18 protein-coding genes are annotated in these 15,304 nt (G+C 27.4%); 13 read left to right on the forward strand and 5 right to left on the reverse strand.

Going from position 1 to position 15,304, the window contains the following annotated elements; all coding sequences use genetic code 11:
• Nucleotides 1–45: 45 nt before the first annotated feature.
• The 7 genes from ACFOWD_RS00615 (at nucleotide 46) to ACFOWD_RS00645 (ending at nucleotide 4,993) form a co-directional block, all read left to right on the forward strand.
• The gene (locus ACFOWD_RS00615; RefSeq protein ID WP_377407261.1) at nucleotides 46–438 is read left to right on the forward strand and encodes a hypothetical protein; all 393 of its coding nucleotides are present in this window, start codon (nucleotides 46–48) and stop codon (nucleotides 436–438) included.
• Nucleotides 438–953, forward strand: a complete 516-nt coding sequence (locus ACFOWD_RS00620) for a hypothetical protein (protein ID WP_377407262.1) — start codon at nucleotides 438–440, stop codon at nucleotides 951–953. Before ACFOWD_RS00615 ends, ACFOWD_RS00620 begins: the two co-directional genes overlap by 1 nt.
• Before the next feature lie 77 nt (nucleotides 954–1,030).
• A complete protein-coding gene (locus tag ACFOWD_RS00625; protein ID WP_377407264.1) occupies nucleotides 1,031–1,510 on the forward strand; it encodes a DUF6252 family protein in 480 nt (159 codons plus the stop codon).
• Nucleotides 1,511–1,610: 100 nt separating this feature from the next.
• Complete coding sequence (locus ACFOWD_RS00630; protein ID WP_377407266.1) at nucleotides 1,611–2,048, forward strand: hypothetical protein; 438 nt, start codon at nucleotides 1,611–1,613, stop codon at nucleotides 2,046–2,048.
• Nucleotides 2,049–2,054: 6 nt separating this feature from the next.
• Nucleotides 2,055–2,336, forward strand: coding sequence for a hypothetical protein (locus tag ACFOWD_RS00635; RefSeq protein ID WP_377407268.1), 282 nt, complete (start codon nucleotides 2,055–2,057; stop codon nucleotides 2,334–2,336).
• Complete coding sequence (locus ACFOWD_RS00640; RefSeq protein WP_377407269.1) at nucleotides 2,320–4,293, forward strand: tetratricopeptide repeat-containing sensor histidine kinase; 1,974 nt, start codon at nucleotides 2,320–2,322, stop codon at nucleotides 4,291–4,293. Before ACFOWD_RS00635 ends, ACFOWD_RS00640 begins: the two co-directional genes overlap by 17 nt.
• Nucleotides 4,294–4,339: 46 nt before the next feature.
• The gene (locus tag ACFOWD_RS00645) at nucleotides 4,340–4,993 is read left to right on the forward strand and encodes a response regulator transcription factor (RefSeq protein ID WP_298988897.1); all 654 of its coding nucleotides are present in this window, start codon (nucleotides 4,340–4,342) and stop codon (nucleotides 4,991–4,993) included.
• A gap of 1 nt (nucleotide 4,994) precedes the next feature.
• On the opposite strand, the gene ACFOWD_RS00650 is transcribed toward ACFOWD_RS00645, so the two are convergent.
• From ACFOWD_RS00650 to ACFOWD_RS00660, 3 genes are read right to left on the reverse strand one after another with little or no spacing between them, the layout of a single operon-like run.
• A complete protein-coding gene (locus ACFOWD_RS00650; RefSeq protein WP_377407271.1) occupies nucleotides 4,995–5,639 on the reverse strand; it encodes a porin family protein in 645 nt (214 codons plus the stop codon).
• A gap of 4 nt (nucleotides 5,640–5,643) precedes the next feature.
• On the reverse strand, nucleotides 5,644–5,955 hold the full coding sequence (locus ACFOWD_RS00655; RefSeq protein WP_298988901.1) for a rhodanese-like domain-containing protein: 312 nt from the start codon (nucleotides 5,953–5,955) through the stop codon (nucleotides 5,644–5,646).
• A 14-nt stretch (nucleotides 5,956–5,969) separates the two neighbouring features.
• Complete coding sequence (locus ACFOWD_RS00660) at nucleotides 5,970–7,730, reverse strand: aromatic amino acid hydroxylase (protein WP_377407273.1); 1,761 nt, start codon at nucleotides 7,728–7,730, stop codon at nucleotides 5,970–5,972.
• A 163-nt stretch (nucleotides 7,731–7,893) separates the two neighbouring features.
• Here ACFOWD_RS00660 and ACFOWD_RS00665 point away from each other — a divergent pair, with 163 nt between their 5' ends.
• The 5 genes from ACFOWD_RS00665 to ACFOWD_RS00685 all read left to right on the forward strand — a co-directional run bounded on the left by ACFOWD_RS00665 (nucleotide 7,894) and on the right by ACFOWD_RS00685 (nucleotide 11,914).
• On the forward strand, nucleotides 7,894–8,151 hold the full coding sequence (locus ACFOWD_RS00665) for a hypothetical protein (protein ID WP_377407275.1): 258 nt from the start codon (nucleotides 7,894–7,896) through the stop codon (nucleotides 8,149–8,151).
• Between the two features lie 46 nt (nucleotides 8,152–8,197).
• The gene (gene gpmI, locus ACFOWD_RS00670; protein ID WP_377407276.1) at nucleotides 8,198–9,721 is read left to right on the forward strand and encodes a 2,3-bisphosphoglycerate-independent phosphoglycerate mutase; all 1,524 of its coding nucleotides are present in this window, start codon (nucleotides 8,198–8,200) and stop codon (nucleotides 9,719–9,721) included.
• Nucleotides 9,721–10,257: a thioredoxin family protein gene (locus ACFOWD_RS00675; RefSeq protein WP_298988913.1), complete on the forward strand. Its 537-nt coding sequence runs from the start codon at nucleotides 9,721–9,723 to the stop codon at nucleotides 10,255–10,257. The genes gpmI and ACFOWD_RS00675 overlap by 1 nt, the downstream gene beginning before the upstream one ends.
• A 68-nt stretch (nucleotides 10,258–10,325) precedes the next feature.
• Entirely contained in the window at nucleotides 10,326–11,144 is an 819-nt protein-coding gene (gene map / locus ACFOWD_RS00680; protein WP_377407278.1) for a type I methionyl aminopeptidase, read from the forward strand.
• 2 nt (nucleotides 11,145–11,146) lie between these two features.
• Nucleotides 11,147–11,914 carry a class I SAM-dependent methyltransferase gene (locus tag ACFOWD_RS00685; protein ID WP_377407280.1) on the forward strand — a complete coding sequence of 256 codons (768 nt, stop codon included), beginning with the start codon at nucleotides 11,147–11,149 and terminating at the stop codon, nucleotides 11,912–11,914.
• Here the strand turns inward: ACFOWD_RS00685 and ACFOWD_RS00690 are convergent, their stop codons facing one another.
• Nucleotides 11,915–13,234, reverse strand: a complete 1,320-nt coding sequence (locus ACFOWD_RS00690) for a hypothetical protein (RefSeq protein WP_377407282.1) — start codon at nucleotides 13,232–13,234, stop codon at nucleotides 11,915–11,917.
• Between the two features lie 72 nt (nucleotides 13,235–13,306).
• A complete protein-coding gene (locus ACFOWD_RS00695; RefSeq protein ID WP_377407284.1) occupies nucleotides 13,307–14,293 on the reverse strand; it encodes an FAD:protein FMN transferase in 987 nt (328 codons plus the stop codon).
• Between the two features lie 114 nt (nucleotides 14,294–14,407).
• Between ACFOWD_RS00695 and ACFOWD_RS00700 the strand changes: the two genes are divergently transcribed.
• Nucleotides 14,408–15,253, forward strand: a complete 846-nt coding sequence (locus tag ACFOWD_RS00700; RefSeq protein WP_298988926.1) for an OmpA/MotB family protein — start codon at nucleotides 14,408–14,410, stop codon at nucleotides 15,251–15,253.
• Nucleotides 15,254–15,304: the final 51 nt, after the last annotated feature.

Below are 15,304 nucleotides of genomic sequence, written 5' to 3' on the forward strand. Positions count from 1 at the left end.
AAACATTAGTAAAAACAACTACTTATGTTTCAAATCTATTAATTTATGAAAAGTTTAAAAATACTATTTATTTTATTCTGTACTGTATTAATTTTTGCATGTTCTGGTTATGGTGAAAAATTGCAATACAACAAAACTGAAGTTTATTATACAGCAGATATAGAAAAGTTAGAAGCTGAAAAATTAGGAGAATTTTTAGTAAGTTCTGGTTTTGCAGGTGAAAATGAAAAATCTGTTCAATTATCTAAAAATGAAGAAACTGGTAACTATCAATTCAGAATGGTTACCACAGTAGAAGCTGCAAATAGCGAAAGTTATCAGACCATTTTTAAAATGTTTGCCAAACAAATATCAGATTCAGTTTTTAATAAAAAACCAGTAGATTTTCATGTTTGTAATAATACTTTCGAGACTTTAAAAGTAATTCCATTCAAATAATGTTTCCAAAAGTTGAATTTGATGCTTTGGTTGAATGGCATTATACAGAAAAAGAATGGAACGAGTTTGTAGCTATAGAAAAAGCAAATAAAAAAGAAGACAACATCTATTTTGGTATTGGAATTCTTGTTCTTTCTACAATTGGTTTAATGATATTTAGAAATACTTCTTTTCTAACTGCATTAACATTCGCTATTCCTTTTTCGATTCTAATTCCTTACTTAAGGATGAAATTTAGTTACAAGCATTTAAAACAAAATGTAAAAAAACCTTTTGTAAGAATTTATGAAGATCATATGCAAATAAATCAACATAAAATCGAAGTCGCATCTTCTAAAAAAAGAATTAAAAGTTTAAAGATTATAACTGCAAAAAACAATATGCAACTTCTTGAAATCAATGTTCAATGGATCACTAGAAAAGGACCTACAAATGATGAATACCGAATTTTAATTCCGAAAGATAAAATTAATGAAGCTAGAATTATAGTTAATCAATTTTATAAAACAACGTAAAATACGTCAAATGCCGTATTTCAAAATAAAATATTTTGCATCAATTTTGTAACAATAAAAAATTTAAATAAACTATTATGAAAAATTTGAAAACAATCTTATTTTTTGCATTTGTAGCTGTTTTAGTTTCCTGTTCTGATGCTACTGATGAAGATCTAGGTTTAACAGGTGAAGGAACTTTTACTGCAAAAGTTGATGGTACTGATTTTGCTTCATTAAAAGCAACTGTTGGAGCCACTGTTACAAATAGTGTTGCAGCTATACAAGGTTCTAATGCAGGTGGAGAATATATTAGAGTAAACATTATGAATTATACTGGTGTAGGTACATATAAAACTGGAGACGCATTAACAAATGTTAATTCAATTCAATATGGTACTGTAAATCCTATAGCTGCATGGATTTCTACTTTTGATATTGGAAATGGAACAATAGAAATTACAGAAGACACATCAACCACAATTTCTGGTACTTTTTCGTTTACTGGATTAAATTCTAATGATAATAACTCTTCAAAAATGGTTACAGAAGGTAAATTTTCTGCTCCAAAAAATTAAAAAAATATTGAAGAAGAAAAAGGAAAAATACGACAGATGTCGTATTTTTTTTTAGCCTTAAATATGAGACATTTGAGTTATTAACCTAAAAACAATAATTATGAAAAATTTAAAAAAAGTAATCTTTATAATAAGCATATCACTTTTTATTGTGTCTTGTAGTTCAAATGATTCTAATACTTTAGGTTGTGAAACTTGTTCTTACACTATTGCTGCAAATGAAACTGCAGGTACAGTTGCAACTTCTTTAAATGGAACTCATGAAACCACCTTTTCTTCGTTCAATACTGCATCACCTGTAACAGATGGTACTAAAGCTTCTTTTACAATAGCAAATAATGAATTATCAGTAGAAATTGAAGGTGAAGCTTGTATTACGCTTAAAAATCCGATTCAAACATCAGCTAGTGAAGTTGTTTTTAAAGATGATTGTAGAGATAACTTAGCCTATGCAGTTTCTACGAATCAAACAGGAGATCTAAACGAAGTAAATTTACTTACATTAAACAATACCTTTTATGGTCAGTTTAAGAAATAATAACAAATGACAATAGATATCCTCCAATTTTATTTATTTATTTTAACACCAATTCTCTTTGTTATAGGGATTTGGTGTTATTATGATTTTAAAAAGTTTAAACTAAAAGAATCTGAAAAACTGAGTGTTTTGTTTTTAAATTTAGAAGCAGAAAAAAAAAGAAAACTGTTTTTAGAAACTAAGTCTGAAAGTATTTTAAATACTAGAAATGATATAAATAAAAAACTATTAAAAATTAAAATTGATATATTTATTCTAAATTTTAGCTTACATGAAATCTTTAATTAAACTTTCTTTTTTTCTTTTTTTCTTTTTTTTAAACGGTTTTGTATTTAGTCAACAACAACAAATAAATACACTAAAAGAAAAATTAAAACAAACAGATTTAAACGACTCTTTAAGAGTTAAGTATTTGGGTGATATTGGTTGGTACTTTTCTGGATTTGCACCTGACTCTGCTTTTAAATACTGTAATTTGGCTTTATCAATATCTAAAAAGAATAATTATTCAAGTGGAATTGCACAGGCTTATAACGATATTGGTATCGTTCATTATAGAATCGCTCAATTTGATTCTTCTTTAGTCTATTACAGAAAGGCTTTACCCATTAGAATAAAAAATAACGACACATTAGGTATTGCTAGTCTTTACAATAAAATGGGTATTTCTCATAACCAACTTTTCAAATTAGACTCAGCTATTTATTACACATTAGAATCTTTAAAAATATATGAGATTTTAAATTTAAAAAAGAATGTTGCTGTTACCTTAAATAATATTGCAAATTTATATAGAGACACGAAACAGTATGATAAAGCCATTGAAAAACATAGAGAAGCATTAGCCATAAGAAAAAAATTAAAAGATGAGTTTGGAATGGCACAATCTTTTATTGGCATAGGGAACATTAATATTTTTTTAGCCAAAAATGATAGTGCAAAAGTGTATTATAAAAAAGGTATTAAAATCGGTGAAAAATTAGGTTTAGCTAGAGAACTTTCTACGGCTTATAATAATCTTGGAAACATATACAAAGAAGAAGATGATTTCTCGAAAGCTAAAGAATATTTTACCAAAGCACTAAATATTAGAAAACAAATAAAAGATAATTATGGTATTGCAAGTACTCTTTTAAATTTAGGAGATTTAAATTTAAAAACAAAAAACTATACAACTGCAAATAGACTTCTTCATCAAAGCCTTCAATTATCAACTAAAATGAAATCTGATGAATTAACTCAAAATATTTTTAGAGAATTTATAGAAGTAAAGGCTTATTTAAAACAACCAGATAGTGTAACTATTTATAAAAATTTATATTTAGAATATCAAGATTTAAATCTCAATAATAAAATTACAAAACAACTTTCTGAATTAGAAACAAAATACGAAACAGAGAAAAAAGAAAAAGAAATTTTAGCGCAAAGAGAACAACTGCTTGCACAAGAGCTGAAATTAAAAAATAGAAATTTATACGCTACATTAATAACAGCAGCATTATTAATTTTAGCAATAATTTTCTTTTCAATTTACAAACGAAATCAACTAAAAAGAGAACAACTAGAAAAAGAAATAGATTTAAAAGATGCTTTGGCAAAGATTAAAACTCAAAATAGACTACAAGAACAGCGCCTTAGAATTTCTAGAGATTTACACGATAATATCGGTTCTCAACTAACTTTTATAATCTCTTCTATAGACAATCTAAAATTTATTTCTAAGGATGCAAACGAAAAATTAAAAAGCAAATTAGCAACTATTAGTTCTTTTACAGGTGATACAATTCATCAACTAAGAGATACGATCTGGGCAATGAATAAAAGTGAAATTTCTATTGAAGATTTACATAGCAGAATATTATCATATATAGAGAAAGCTAAAATTGCAGTTCCAGAAGTTAAGATAGACGTAAATTATGATATTGATAAAAACAAAAGCTTTTCTTCTCTTATTGGAATGAACATTTTTAGAACGTTACAAGAAGCAATAAATAATGCCATAAAGTATTCTGAATCTAACACCATCGAAATAACACTTAAGAATAAAAAAAACAACTTCGTTGCTACTGTTACAGATTTTGGTAAAGGTTTTGCTATTAATTCTGTTGAACTAGGAAATGGTTTGTCTAATATGGAAAAAAGAATGAGTGAAATTGGTGGTACCATAAAAATAATATCAGAAGAAAAAAAAGGAACTACTATTCAACTTGAAGTTCAACTTGAAAATACAGTGAATGACGAATAAGATGTATATATTAAATCATTTAATTTTATAAAATACTACCTAAACTATGAGTCTAAGAATTGCTATTGCTGAAGATAATTATTTCTTATATAAAGCTATAGAAGAAAAGATTTCTTTTTTTGATGATGTTTCTATTAAATTTCATGCAAATAATGGAGCAGAATTAATAGGTAAACTTGAAGAAAATCATCATATAGATGTAATTTTAATGGACATTCAAATGCCAGTAATGGATGGTATAAAAGCAACTGAATTGGTAAAAAACAGATATCCACACATTAAAGTAATCATGTTAACTGTTGTAGATGATGATGAGTGTGTTTTTAAATCTATACAAGCTGGTGCCAATGGTTATTTATTAAAAGAAATTGATGCAGAAAAATTATATAAGAGCATTATAGAAGTTACAGAAGGTGGAGCACCAATGACACCTAGTATTGCATTAAAAACTTTAAATTTATTAAGAAAACCTAATTTTAATTTAGATAAAAAAGAAGATTTAGAAGAAATTAAATTAACCAAAAGAGAAACAGAAATATTAGTACAATTAAGTAAAGGCTTAAATTACAATGCAATTTCAGAAAACCTAATTATATCTCCATCGACTGTAAGAAAGCACATTGAAAATATCTATAAGAAACTTCAAGTGCACAGTAAAATGGAAGCTGTTATGAAAGCTCAGAAAAGAAATTTAATTTAAATTACAGTTTAAATCTATAACCAATAAATAAATTTAAAGAATTTGTTTTAGTAGTTTCTGGATCAGATAACTTATCAATGTCAATTAATCCTAAACTATTTCTTAATTCAATAAATATTTCGTTATTACTATCTAATTTGAAAATTCTTCCTAAACCTAAAATTAAACCAAAATCAAAATTCTCAAAATATCTAGATAAATCATCAGATGGTTTATCTTGATTTATTCTTTCTCTAGCTCTAAAAAAATAATTTAAAAAAATACCTCCTCTTAAATAATACTTTGAGTTCTTGCTAAAATTATATCTGACTGAAAGTGGAATAGATATAAATTCATAGATGTCATAATTTGTAAAATCGTTTGCAACGATAACCATATTATTTATAACTGTTCTTGGAACATCTACACTAACAATTTTTCTATCATAATTTAATTCAGCATCAAAAAATAAATTGTTTTTAATTTTATAATGGGTAGATATTCCTAAAGTATATCCGAATTCTGAATTATGTTCAGAAATATTTTCATTACTAAACCTTAAAGAAGAATAGTTTAAACCTGTTTGAACTCCGTAAGAAAATTTTTCTTGACCAAAAGTAGTTAATGAAAATAAAAGTAAAAAATATAAGGCTATTCTTATATTCATAGCACTAATCTAAATACTGATCTACATTTTGCCAAGGACCACCATTAATTACATCTACCCCATTTTGTTTTAAAAACTGAGTAGCTTGCCCACTTCTTCCACCACTTTTACAAACTGCAATTATAGGTTTATTCCAAGATTTTATCTCATCGATTTTAAGCGGAATTAAATTTAAAACTATGTGTTTAGCAGGTTCACTATGCCCTTCATCCCACTCCATTTGAGTTCTAACATCTAAAATAATTGCGTCTTTATCTAAATATTCTTTAATCTCGTTAGTTGTATCTTTTTGACTAAATAAACCAAACAAACCCATATCTTTTCTTTATTTTATAGTTGATGTTCTTTTACTTTTAATAAGTTTAATCCATTAGAAATTAAATTTTTATAAGTTTCATTTTTCATTAAAACTTCTAAATGTTTTAAAATTTCTTTCTGAATTGTATAATTATTTTGCAAAGCTAATTCATAAAGTTCTAAATGTAACAACCAATCTTTAGAAAAATCACTTTTTAGTTGGTTAAAAATTTCTTCAACTTCAGCTTCTGAAATTGAATTTTCTTCTCTCATCTTTCTAACTTTACTGTATAAACCATAAAGTATTTTTTCGCTTTCTGAGTATTTAATCTTATGAGTTTTTGTTTCAGATACTTTTCCAATATCTAAAAAAGATTCAACATCTGCAGGACCTGCATACGCAGAAACAACTTCTTTACCTACAACCATATCATATAAACCCCATTCAGGTTTAAATAATACTTCATCAAAATAAGTTACAGTACACTCATCAAAAGTGATCATTAAAATCTTACCCCTTAAATCTCTTGTGCCAGTTACAGCTTTTCCTTTTAAAATTATACCACTCTCAAACTCTAATGTCATAAATTCACCTTCATAAATTCCGTAAGCTTTTAAATCTCTTGGGCTCATATCTTCAATAGGTAAATTAATCCCTTTTAATTTTCCAATAGGGCTACCAAATCCGTTTTTATGAACATTTATTCCATGACCAATTAATTCTTTGTCTCTATTTGCAATTGCTGTTGAACCTGTGGTTTGAAAATATGCAACTTTGTTATTTTTATATTTGATAACTCTATCAAAAACTCCTGAAATTTGTACACCTGTGGTTAACTCTATAGTTCCCAAATTTTGAGAATCAATTAATTTTTCAACACCTTTTAAACCACCTGTTCTTAAAGCCATTGTATTTGCAAATTCATCTAAAACTAAGCTTAAATATGCAAAATCTGGTGTCACAAATAATTGAGGTTGTGGTTTTGTAATATCAAAATTAACTGCTGCTGCTTCCAAAGAATAAGGTATTTTTTTTACTTTTTCTTGCATGCACCATGCGCTTTCACCTATAGATGAAAGTAATCCTGCTCCATAAATTTTTGGGCTTTCTAAACTTCCAATTAAGCCATACTCAACTGTCCACCAATGTAAGTTTCTTATCATAGCCATTTCAGAAAGCTCACCAATATTTTCTTGCAACCATTCAACTTTTTCTTGAGTTTCATCAATTTCTTTTTGAGTAGAGTTTGGATTTTCTTTTAAAATTGAAAGTAAACGAATAGCTTCATACATTTCATAATCTTTAGCAGATGATATAGCTTTACTCCCTATTTCTCCAAAACGTCTTAAATATTCAGCATATTCAGGGTTTGCAATTATTGGGGCATGACCTGCAGCTTCATGAATAATATCTGGTGCAGGAGTATATTCAATATGGTTTATAGTTCTCATATCAGAGGCTATCACTAAAACATTATAAGCTTGAAATTCCATAAATGCATTTGGAGGAATAAAACCATCTACAGAAACAGCTGCCCAGCCAATTTCTTTTAGGATTCTATTCATACCTTCCATTTTTGGAATACTTTCAGAAGAAATACCTGTTTTATCTAAACCAGGTATGTAAGATTTGTGAGCAACCTTGCTTAAATAATCGATATTCATACGCATCACATACCTCCAAACTGCTTGATTTTGAGGAGTATATTCTTCATATGGTTGCCTAACAATAAACTTATGTAAATGTTTAGGTAACTTCTTTGTTACATCATTTAATTCAAAGTGAGATTCCATTTATTAAACCATAAATATTATAAGGTAAAATTACGAATTTTGTAATTAAAATGCGCTTTATAGCTTGTTAAAAATTAATATCAAAACTAATCAGTATTTTAATTAACAAATCATCAATTGTAACATTTCATCATATTTTTCATCATATATATAAAATATTGCTATGAGTTTTACAGCCCACATGATTGCCAGTCTTAAACACAATAAAAGAGAACGAGTTTCTGCCTTCAAAAAAATGAAAGATTTTAAAGAAGGAAAAAATATTGAAGTTTATTTTGATAAAAAAGTCACTAAATATCAATTAAAAAAGATTAGAGATAAAATTCAACAAGAAAACAAGTACAGACTTAGAAAAAATATTATAATTTTTACAATTGCAATGCTAATATTAATTTACGCTATCGGTTTCGTAAAATTTTAAAAGAAAGCCTAAAATCTTTCTTATTTTTACAATTCAAACAAGAAAAATGGACAAGAAAGTTATCTTAATGATTTTAGATGGTTGGGGAATTACACAAGACCCAAAAGTTTCTGCAATTTATAATGCGAAGACGCCATTTATTAATTCTTTATATGAGAAATATCCGAATGCAGAATTAAGAACAGATGGAGAACATGTAGGTTTGCCTGAAGGACAAATGGGTAATTCTGAAGTTGGTCATATGAATTTAGGTGCAGGAAGAATTGTATATCAAAATTTAGCTAGAATTAATAAAGCTGTTAAAGAAAAAACACTTGGCCAAGAAAAAGTGTTGTTAGATACATTTAACTATGCCAAAGAAAATAATAAAAATGTTCATTTATTAGGGTTAGTTTCTAATGGTGGTATTCATGCTCACATCAATCATTTAAAAGGAATTTTAGATGTTGCCAATGAAAATAAAGTAGATAATGTTTTTTTACATGCTTTTACAGATGGTAGAGATTGTGATCCAAAATCTGGAACATATTTCATAAACGATATTCAAGAATACATGCAAAAAACTACTGGTGAATTAGCAACAATTACTGGGCGTTATTATGCAATGGATAGAGACAACAGATGGGAAAGAGTTAAAGAGGCTTATGATGCAGTTGTAAAAGCGGAAGGTGTAAAAACTACAGACCCAATTGCAACTATGAATTCTAATTACGAGAATAATATTACAGATGAATTTCATAAACCTATTATCATTACTGACGATACTGGAAAACCAAAAACACAAATTAAAGAAGGTGATGTAGTTATTTTCTTTAATTATAGAACTGACAGAGGAAGAGAATTAACTAATGCATTATCTCAACAAGATTTTCCTGATTATGATATGAAAAAGTTAGACTTGTATTTTACAACTATGACTTTATATGATGAATCATTTAAAAACATTAATGTTATTTACAATAACGATAATATAAAAAATACCTTGGGTGAAGTTTTAGCAAATGCCAATAAAAAACAAATTAGAATTGCTGAAACTGAAAAGTATCCTCATGTTACTTTCTTTTTCTCAGGTGGACAAGAAGAACCATTTAGTGGAGAAAAAAGAATATTAAGAAACTCTCCAAAAGTAGCAACTTATGATTTAAAACCAGAAATGTCTGCTTATGAATTAAGAGATGCCCTATGTGATGACTTAAACAAAGGAGAAGCTGATTTTGTTTGTTTAAATTTTGCAAATGGTGACATGGTTGGTCATACAGGAGTTATGGAAGCAGCTATTAAAGCTTGTGAAGCTGTAGATATTTGTGTTAAAGATGTTATAGAAACTGGTCTAAAAAATGGTTATTCTACATTACTAATTGCAGATCATGGTAATTGTGAGACAATGATGAATCCTGATGGTTCACCACATACTGCACATACAACAAACCCAGTTCCTTTTATCTTAATTGACAATGATAAAATCGATGTTAATAGTGGTATTTTAGGTGACGTCGCTCCAACTATTTTAGAGCTAATGGGTGTTAATCAACCCAAAGAAATGACTCAAAAATCTTTACTAAAACACTGATGAAAAATTTAATTTATATACTAATAACTTTCTTCGTATTTATCTCTTGTAATGCTCAGCAAAAAATTACAGCCAAAAAAGACAAGAATGGTTATTTAGTGGGTATTGCCAATAAAGCTTCACTAACAAATGACTCTATTTTTAATAGATGGTTTAAAATGCGTTATAAAGAGTATGAAACAGACCCTTTAATGATTGCTAAGCTATCACTAGAAATTAATAAGTATGAAATAAAAGGTTTTATGGGAACTTGGTGTGGAGATAGTAAAAGAGAAGTTCCTCGTTTTTATAAGATTCTAGAAGAAACTGGTTTTGATGAAAATAAACTCGAACTAATCTGTGTAGATAGAACAAAAACAACTCCAGATAGCTTACAAAAAGGATTCAATTTAATAAGAGTACCAACTTTTATTTTTTATAAAGATGGTAAAGAAGTTGGACGTTTTGTAGAGTATCCAAGAGAAACCATGGAAGCTGATATTTTAAAAATTGTAACGCAACAACCTTATAAACATTCTTACGATAAATCTAAGTAAGCCTTTTAGGTATTCTTAAGAAAAAATCTATAGAAATATAGTAACTTTGCCTTTCAATTTTTTGAAAGATGATTAAAATTAAAACCAGAGAAGAAATAGAAATTATGCGCGAAAGTGCATTAGTAGTTTCTAAAACATTAGGTATGCTTGCCAAAGAAGTAAAACCTGGTGTTTCTACTTTGTATTTAGATAAACTTGCAGAAGAATTCATTAGAGAACAAGGTGCAATACCTGGTTTTTTAGGTTTATATGATTTCCCAAATACACTTTGTATGAGTCCAAACTCACAAGTTGTGCATGGTATCCCAAATAAAACTCCTTTAAAAGAAGGAGACATTATTTCTATAGATTGTGGTGCTTTAAAAAATGATTTTTATGGAGATCATGCTTACACTTTTGCCATTGGTGAAGTTGACGAAGAAACTAAAAAATTATTAGAAATTACTAAACAAAGTTTATATGTTGGTATTCGTGAATTTAAAGCTGGCAATAGAGTTGGTGATGTTGGTTTTGCTATTCAGAATTTTACAGAAAAACATGGTTATGGAGTGGTTAGAGAATTGGTAGGTCATGGTTTAGGACGTAAAATGCACGAAGATCCAGAAATGCCAAACTATGGTAAAAGAGGAAGAGGAAAAAAGTTTGTAGAAGGAATGGTTGTAGCTATTGAACCTATGACAAATATGGGTACTCATAAAATTAGACAACATGCAGATGGTTGGACAATTACGACTTTAGATAATAAACCATCAGCACATTTTGAGCATGATGTAGCTATTGTAAATGGAAAACCTGAGTTACTTTCAACTTTTAAATACATCAATAAAGCTCTTGGTATAGAAACTAATGAGGAAGACGAATTTAGAGCAGAACCTTTGGTTGTTTAACTATGTCTTTATTTAAAGTTATTTTAAATACAGTTCCTAGACCATGGCTAATTAAAGCTAGTTACATTGTACGTCCAATTATTGCTCTTTATTTAAAAGGCAATACTTACACAGATCCCATAGATGGCAAATCTTTTCGTAAATTTTTGCCTTATGGATATGGAAATCAAAGAAAAAATGCTTTATCACCCTCTACTTTATCTTTAGAAAGACACAGATTAATGTGGCTTTTTTTAAAAGATGAAACCATTTTTTTTACCTCAACAAAAAAATTAAAAGTATTACATATTGCCCCTGAGCAATGTTTTTTAGACCTCTTTAAAAAACAAAAAAACTTAGAATATATCACCTCTGATTTAGAAAGCCCTATTGCAGATGTAAAAGCAGATATTTGTGATTTACCATTTAAAGAAAATGAGTTTGATGTTGTTTTTTGCAACCATGTATTAGAACATATTCCAGATGATACTAAAGCAATGCAAGAGCTTTATAGAGTAATGAAAAAAGGAGGTTTTGGAGTTTTTCAAATACCACAAGACTTATCAAGAGATGTAACTTTTGAAGACAATAGCATAACTGATAAAGATGAACGTGCTAAAATTTTTGGACAATATGATCATGTTCGTGTTTATGGTAAAGATTACTTTAACAAGTTACGTTCTGTAGGGTTTAAGGTTGATGAAGTAGATTACACAAAAAAAATAGATTCAAAACAAATAGAACGATTTTGTTTAATGAAAGGTGAAATATTACCTATTTGTTACAAGTAGTTACTTTAAATTATTATTAATAAAATCAGATAGTTTTTCTAGCTTTTTATCCTTTAGAATAATAAAACCATTTCTTTTAATTTGATAGCTTCCATCATCTAATTTTTCGATAATTGATTCTCCTAAATAAGAATTATCTTCTATTTCAGTATCATTCAATTCAACACCTTTTTGATCTATCCAAAATCTACTATTTCCTTTTTTAGCTTCAAATCTATTATTGTAAAAAGGTCCTATAAATTCAAAGTCATCTTTAGCATTTAAAAATTTACCTTCCATAGCACATAAAAAACCTAACAAGTCATAGCTTTCTTCTGCATATAAAGGATGTAAACCACCACCCAAATCACCTCCAAATCTATACCACTCTTTATTAATTTTTACTTCTCCATCATTATTATACTTAGTAATAACATCAGCTTTGTCTAAGTTTTTTAAAATCTCTTTTTCGTTAGTAATTTCAATTATTTTTTTCTCATTTAAATCAAATACAAAAGGTTTTGCTACGTTGTTAGGATAGGTTACTAACTTACCATTTGCTCTAGGTAACATAACTTGACCAAAATGAGTAGATAAATTATAAAATTCAGATATTGTTGGTATTTCAAAACTACTTTTAGATGTTGAATTGAAGCTTAATAATTTAGTTGGATTGTTTTTAATGTTTTTAAAAATAAAAAAACCTTCAAAATATAGCACATCTTTATATTCATTAGCTTCTAAAATAATTTCTCCTTCATCATTAATTAATCCAAAATAATTATCAATTTTATACAATGCTAAGTTGTCTTTATTAAAAGTAAAAATAGTATCTACATTAATTTTTAATAATTTAGATTTATTGTACCAAGCCTCTGTTAAAGAATCTATTTTCTTTTTTTCAAGTTTTTTTATTCTATTTAATTCTTTCTCAATTTTTATCTCTTCTTCAACTTTTTCTATACTTTCTATAATAGGCACATACAATTCATCAATATTTAATTGATACTCTTCTGTTGTTTTATTTGTAGTGAGTAAATTATAATGCTTAAAGTAAGATTGAGATTTTTTTAAATATTCTAATCTTTGTTGTAGAGTTTCTTGTTTGTGATGAATTTCAAAATAAATTCTAGATCCTAAAATAGCAGTTTTTTTATCTGTGATAGAATCTAACCTAGCCATCGCTTTTTCGAAGTAATTAGCAGCTAATTCGTAATTTATTCCATTTGCTATAGCATTATTAGCTCTTTTAATATAAGTATTCGCTATTGCTTTTTCAAATTGAGCATAATTTGTTAAAAAAGTAAACAAACACAGGATAAGTAGAAACTTTTTCTTCATAGTATTTTCTTTTTCAATTTAGTAAAGATACTAAAAAAGGTTTTTTTTAAAAAGATATAAAGAGCCTTAAAGCTACTGATAATTAGAATATTCTGTAATTTTATCTTCAGTATCAAAATAAAGTAAAATAACTTTTAAGTCTTTATTCTTTTCGATAATTTTCTTGGTTTCTTCTAATCCCATAGCCATAAAAGCTGTTGCATAAGCATCTGCATCTGCACAATCTAAATTAGTAATAACAGATACACTTAATAAATTGCTTTCTTGTGCCAAACCAGTTTTTGGATTAATTGTATGCACAAACTTTTTTCCAGAATCATTTACCCAAAACTTTCTATAATTACCAGAGGTTGCCATAGATTTATTAGACAAATTAATGGTCTTATACCCTCCATTAACATCAGCATTTGCTGGATCTACTAATTTAATTAACCAAGGTTCTTTATTCTTTTTTAATCCTTTTGCTCTAATTTCTCCTCCAATTTCGATCAGATAATTATCAATATTTTTTGAATCTAAAAATCGAGCAACAACATCAATACCAAAACCTTTTGCAATTGAATTAAAATCTAAATAAATTTCTGGAGATTCTTTTGAAATCTTTTTACCTTTTAATGTCACCTTATCTAAACCAACATAATTCATTTCTAAAGCAATTTGTTCTTGGCTTAATTCATTTTTTTTGTTTTTTGGACCAAATCCATAAGCATTAACCAAATTACCAACAGTTGGGTCAAAAAAACCGTTGGTTTGTTTATAAATCTTTTTTGATTTATTAAACACTTCTATAAAATTGTTATCAACTACAATAGTAGTATCACCTTTATTTATTTTAGAAATATCAGAACTAGGAATGTAAGTTGATAAAGAATTATTAAAATCTAGAAACAAACTATCTAGTGCTTTTTGATAATTTTCTTCTGCATTTAAATAAGTGATTTTATAAGTTGTTCCAAAAACCATCCCTTTTAGGGTAAAATCTTTTTTTACAATTTCATTTTTACATGCAGTAAAAATGAATAAAACAACAAAAAGGAAGTTGAATTTTATTTTTTTCATAAAAAAGTTAATTTTTACAAAAATACTCTATAAATTTTTCATAAAAAGCTTGTAAAATAACTTTTTATTTAACGATTTTGTTAAATTTGCCCAATAAACAAAATGTTAGTTTCAATGAAAAAAATTATCACACTACTTGTATTAACGATTACGCTTGCGTCTTGTAAATCTAATAAGGAATATGCTGCTTTAGAAGCAAAATATACGCAAACTAAAGATCAACTTCTTGCTGTAGAAACCAATCTTCAAAAATGTTTGATAGAAAAAGAAAAACAAGAAACTAAAGCTTTTGCTCTTGGTGAGCAAGTAAAATATTTAAAAGAAGATAAAAAAACTGCTTTAAAACAAGTAGAAAATCTTACTGTTTTAACTCAATCTTCTTCAGATAATATTAAAAATGTAATTTCTCAACTAAGTGAGAAAGACAAATACATTAATGGTGTTAGAAAAGCTATGACTCAAAAAGATTCTTTAAATCTAGCTATTAAATATCATTTAACTAAAAATTTAACTGACGGAATACAAGACAAAGACATCGAAGTTAATGTTGAAAAAACTGTTGTTTTTATCTCTATATCTGATAAATTATTATTTAAAAGCGGTAGTTACAATGTAACTGATAAAGCTTATACTGTATTAGAAAAAATCGCTAAGGTAATTAATGACCAACCTAAAATGGAAGTAATGATTGAGGGTCATACAGATACAACTCCTATAAAAAGAGATTTAATTCAAGATAACTGGGATTTATCTGCTTTAAGAGCAACTTCTATTACTAGAATTTTACAATATAAATATGGTGTTAAACCAGAAAGATTAATTGCTGCTGGAAGAAGTCAATACGTTCCTTTAGCACCTAATGATACTGCTGAAAACAAAGCAAAAAACAGAAGAACTAAAATTATTATTATGCCTAAATTAAATCAATTCTTTGATTTATTAGAACAAGACGCAGAATAGTAATATAAAAACTTATTATAAAGCCATCTGATTTTCAGATGGCTTTTTTAT

It is taken from the genome of Polaribacter marinivivus (assembly GCF_042651285.1).
GTDB classification, from domain to species: Bacteria; Bacteroidota; Bacteroidia; order Flavobacteriales; family Flavobacteriaceae; genus Polaribacter; species Polaribacter marinivivus.

Excerpts from the sequence above, each read along its gene's own strand:
- ACFOWD_RS00615 (WP_377407261.1), top strand. The coding sequence starts at position 46 with ATGAAAAGTTTAAAAATACTATTTATTTTATTCTGTACTGTATTAATT.
- ACFOWD_RS00620 (WP_377407262.1), top strand. The coding sequence starts at position 438 with ATGTTTCCAAAAGTTGAATTTGATGCTTTGGTTGAATGGCATTATACA.
- ACFOWD_RS00625 (WP_377407264.1), top strand. The coding sequence starts at position 1,031 with ATGAAAAATTTGAAAACAATCTTATTTTTTGCATTTGTAGCTGTTTTA.
- ACFOWD_RS00630 (WP_377407266.1), top strand. The coding sequence starts at position 1,611 with ATGAAAAATTTAAAAAAAGTAATCTTTATAATAAGCATATCACTTTTT.
- ACFOWD_RS00635 (WP_377407268.1), top strand. The coding sequence starts at position 2,055 with ATGACAATAGATATCCTCCAATTTTATTTATTTATTTTAACACCAATT.
- ACFOWD_RS00640 (WP_377407269.1), top strand. The coding sequence starts at position 2,320 with ATGAAATCTTTAATTAAACTTTCTTTTTTTCTTTTTTTCTTTTTTTTA.
- ACFOWD_RS00645 (WP_298988897.1), top strand. The coding sequence starts at position 4,340 with ATGAGTCTAAGAATTGCTATTGCTGAAGATAATTATTTCTTATATAAA.
- ACFOWD_RS00650 (WP_377407271.1), bottom strand. The coding sequence starts at position 5,639 with ATGAATATAAGAATAGCCTTATATTTTTTACTTTTATTTTCATTAACT.
- ACFOWD_RS00655 (WP_298988901.1), bottom strand. The coding sequence starts at position 5,955 with ATGGGTTTGTTTGGTTTATTTAGTCAAAAAGATACAACTAACGAGATT.
- ACFOWD_RS00660 (WP_377407273.1), bottom strand. The coding sequence starts at position 7,730 with ATGGAATCTCACTTTGAATTAAATGATGTAACAAAGAAGTTACCTAAA.
- ACFOWD_RS00665 (WP_377407275.1), top strand. The coding sequence starts at position 7,894 with ATGAGTTTTACAGCCCACATGATTGCCAGTCTTAAACACAATAAAAGA.
- gpmI (WP_377407276.1), top strand. The coding sequence starts at position 8,198 with ATGGACAAGAAAGTTATCTTAATGATTTTAGATGGTTGGGGAATTACA.
- ACFOWD_RS00675 (WP_298988913.1), top strand. The coding sequence starts at position 9,721 with ATGAAAAATTTAATTTATATACTAATAACTTTCTTCGTATTTATCTCT.
- map (WP_377407278.1), top strand. The coding sequence starts at position 10,326 with ATGATTAAAATTAAAACCAGAGAAGAAATAGAAATTATGCGCGAAAGT.
- ACFOWD_RS00685 (WP_377407280.1), top strand. The coding sequence starts at position 11,147 with ATGTCTTTATTTAAAGTTATTTTAAATACAGTTCCTAGACCATGGCTA.
- ACFOWD_RS00690 (WP_377407282.1), bottom strand. The coding sequence starts at position 13,234 with ATGAAGAAAAAGTTTCTACTTATCCTGTGTTTGTTTACTTTTTTAACA.
- ACFOWD_RS00695 (WP_377407284.1), bottom strand. The coding sequence starts at position 14,293 with ATGAAAAAAATAAAATTCAACTTCCTTTTTGTTGTTTTATTCATTTTT.
- ACFOWD_RS00700 (WP_298988926.1), top strand. The coding sequence starts at position 14,408 with ATGAAAAAAATTATCACACTACTTGTATTAACGATTACGCTTGCGTCT.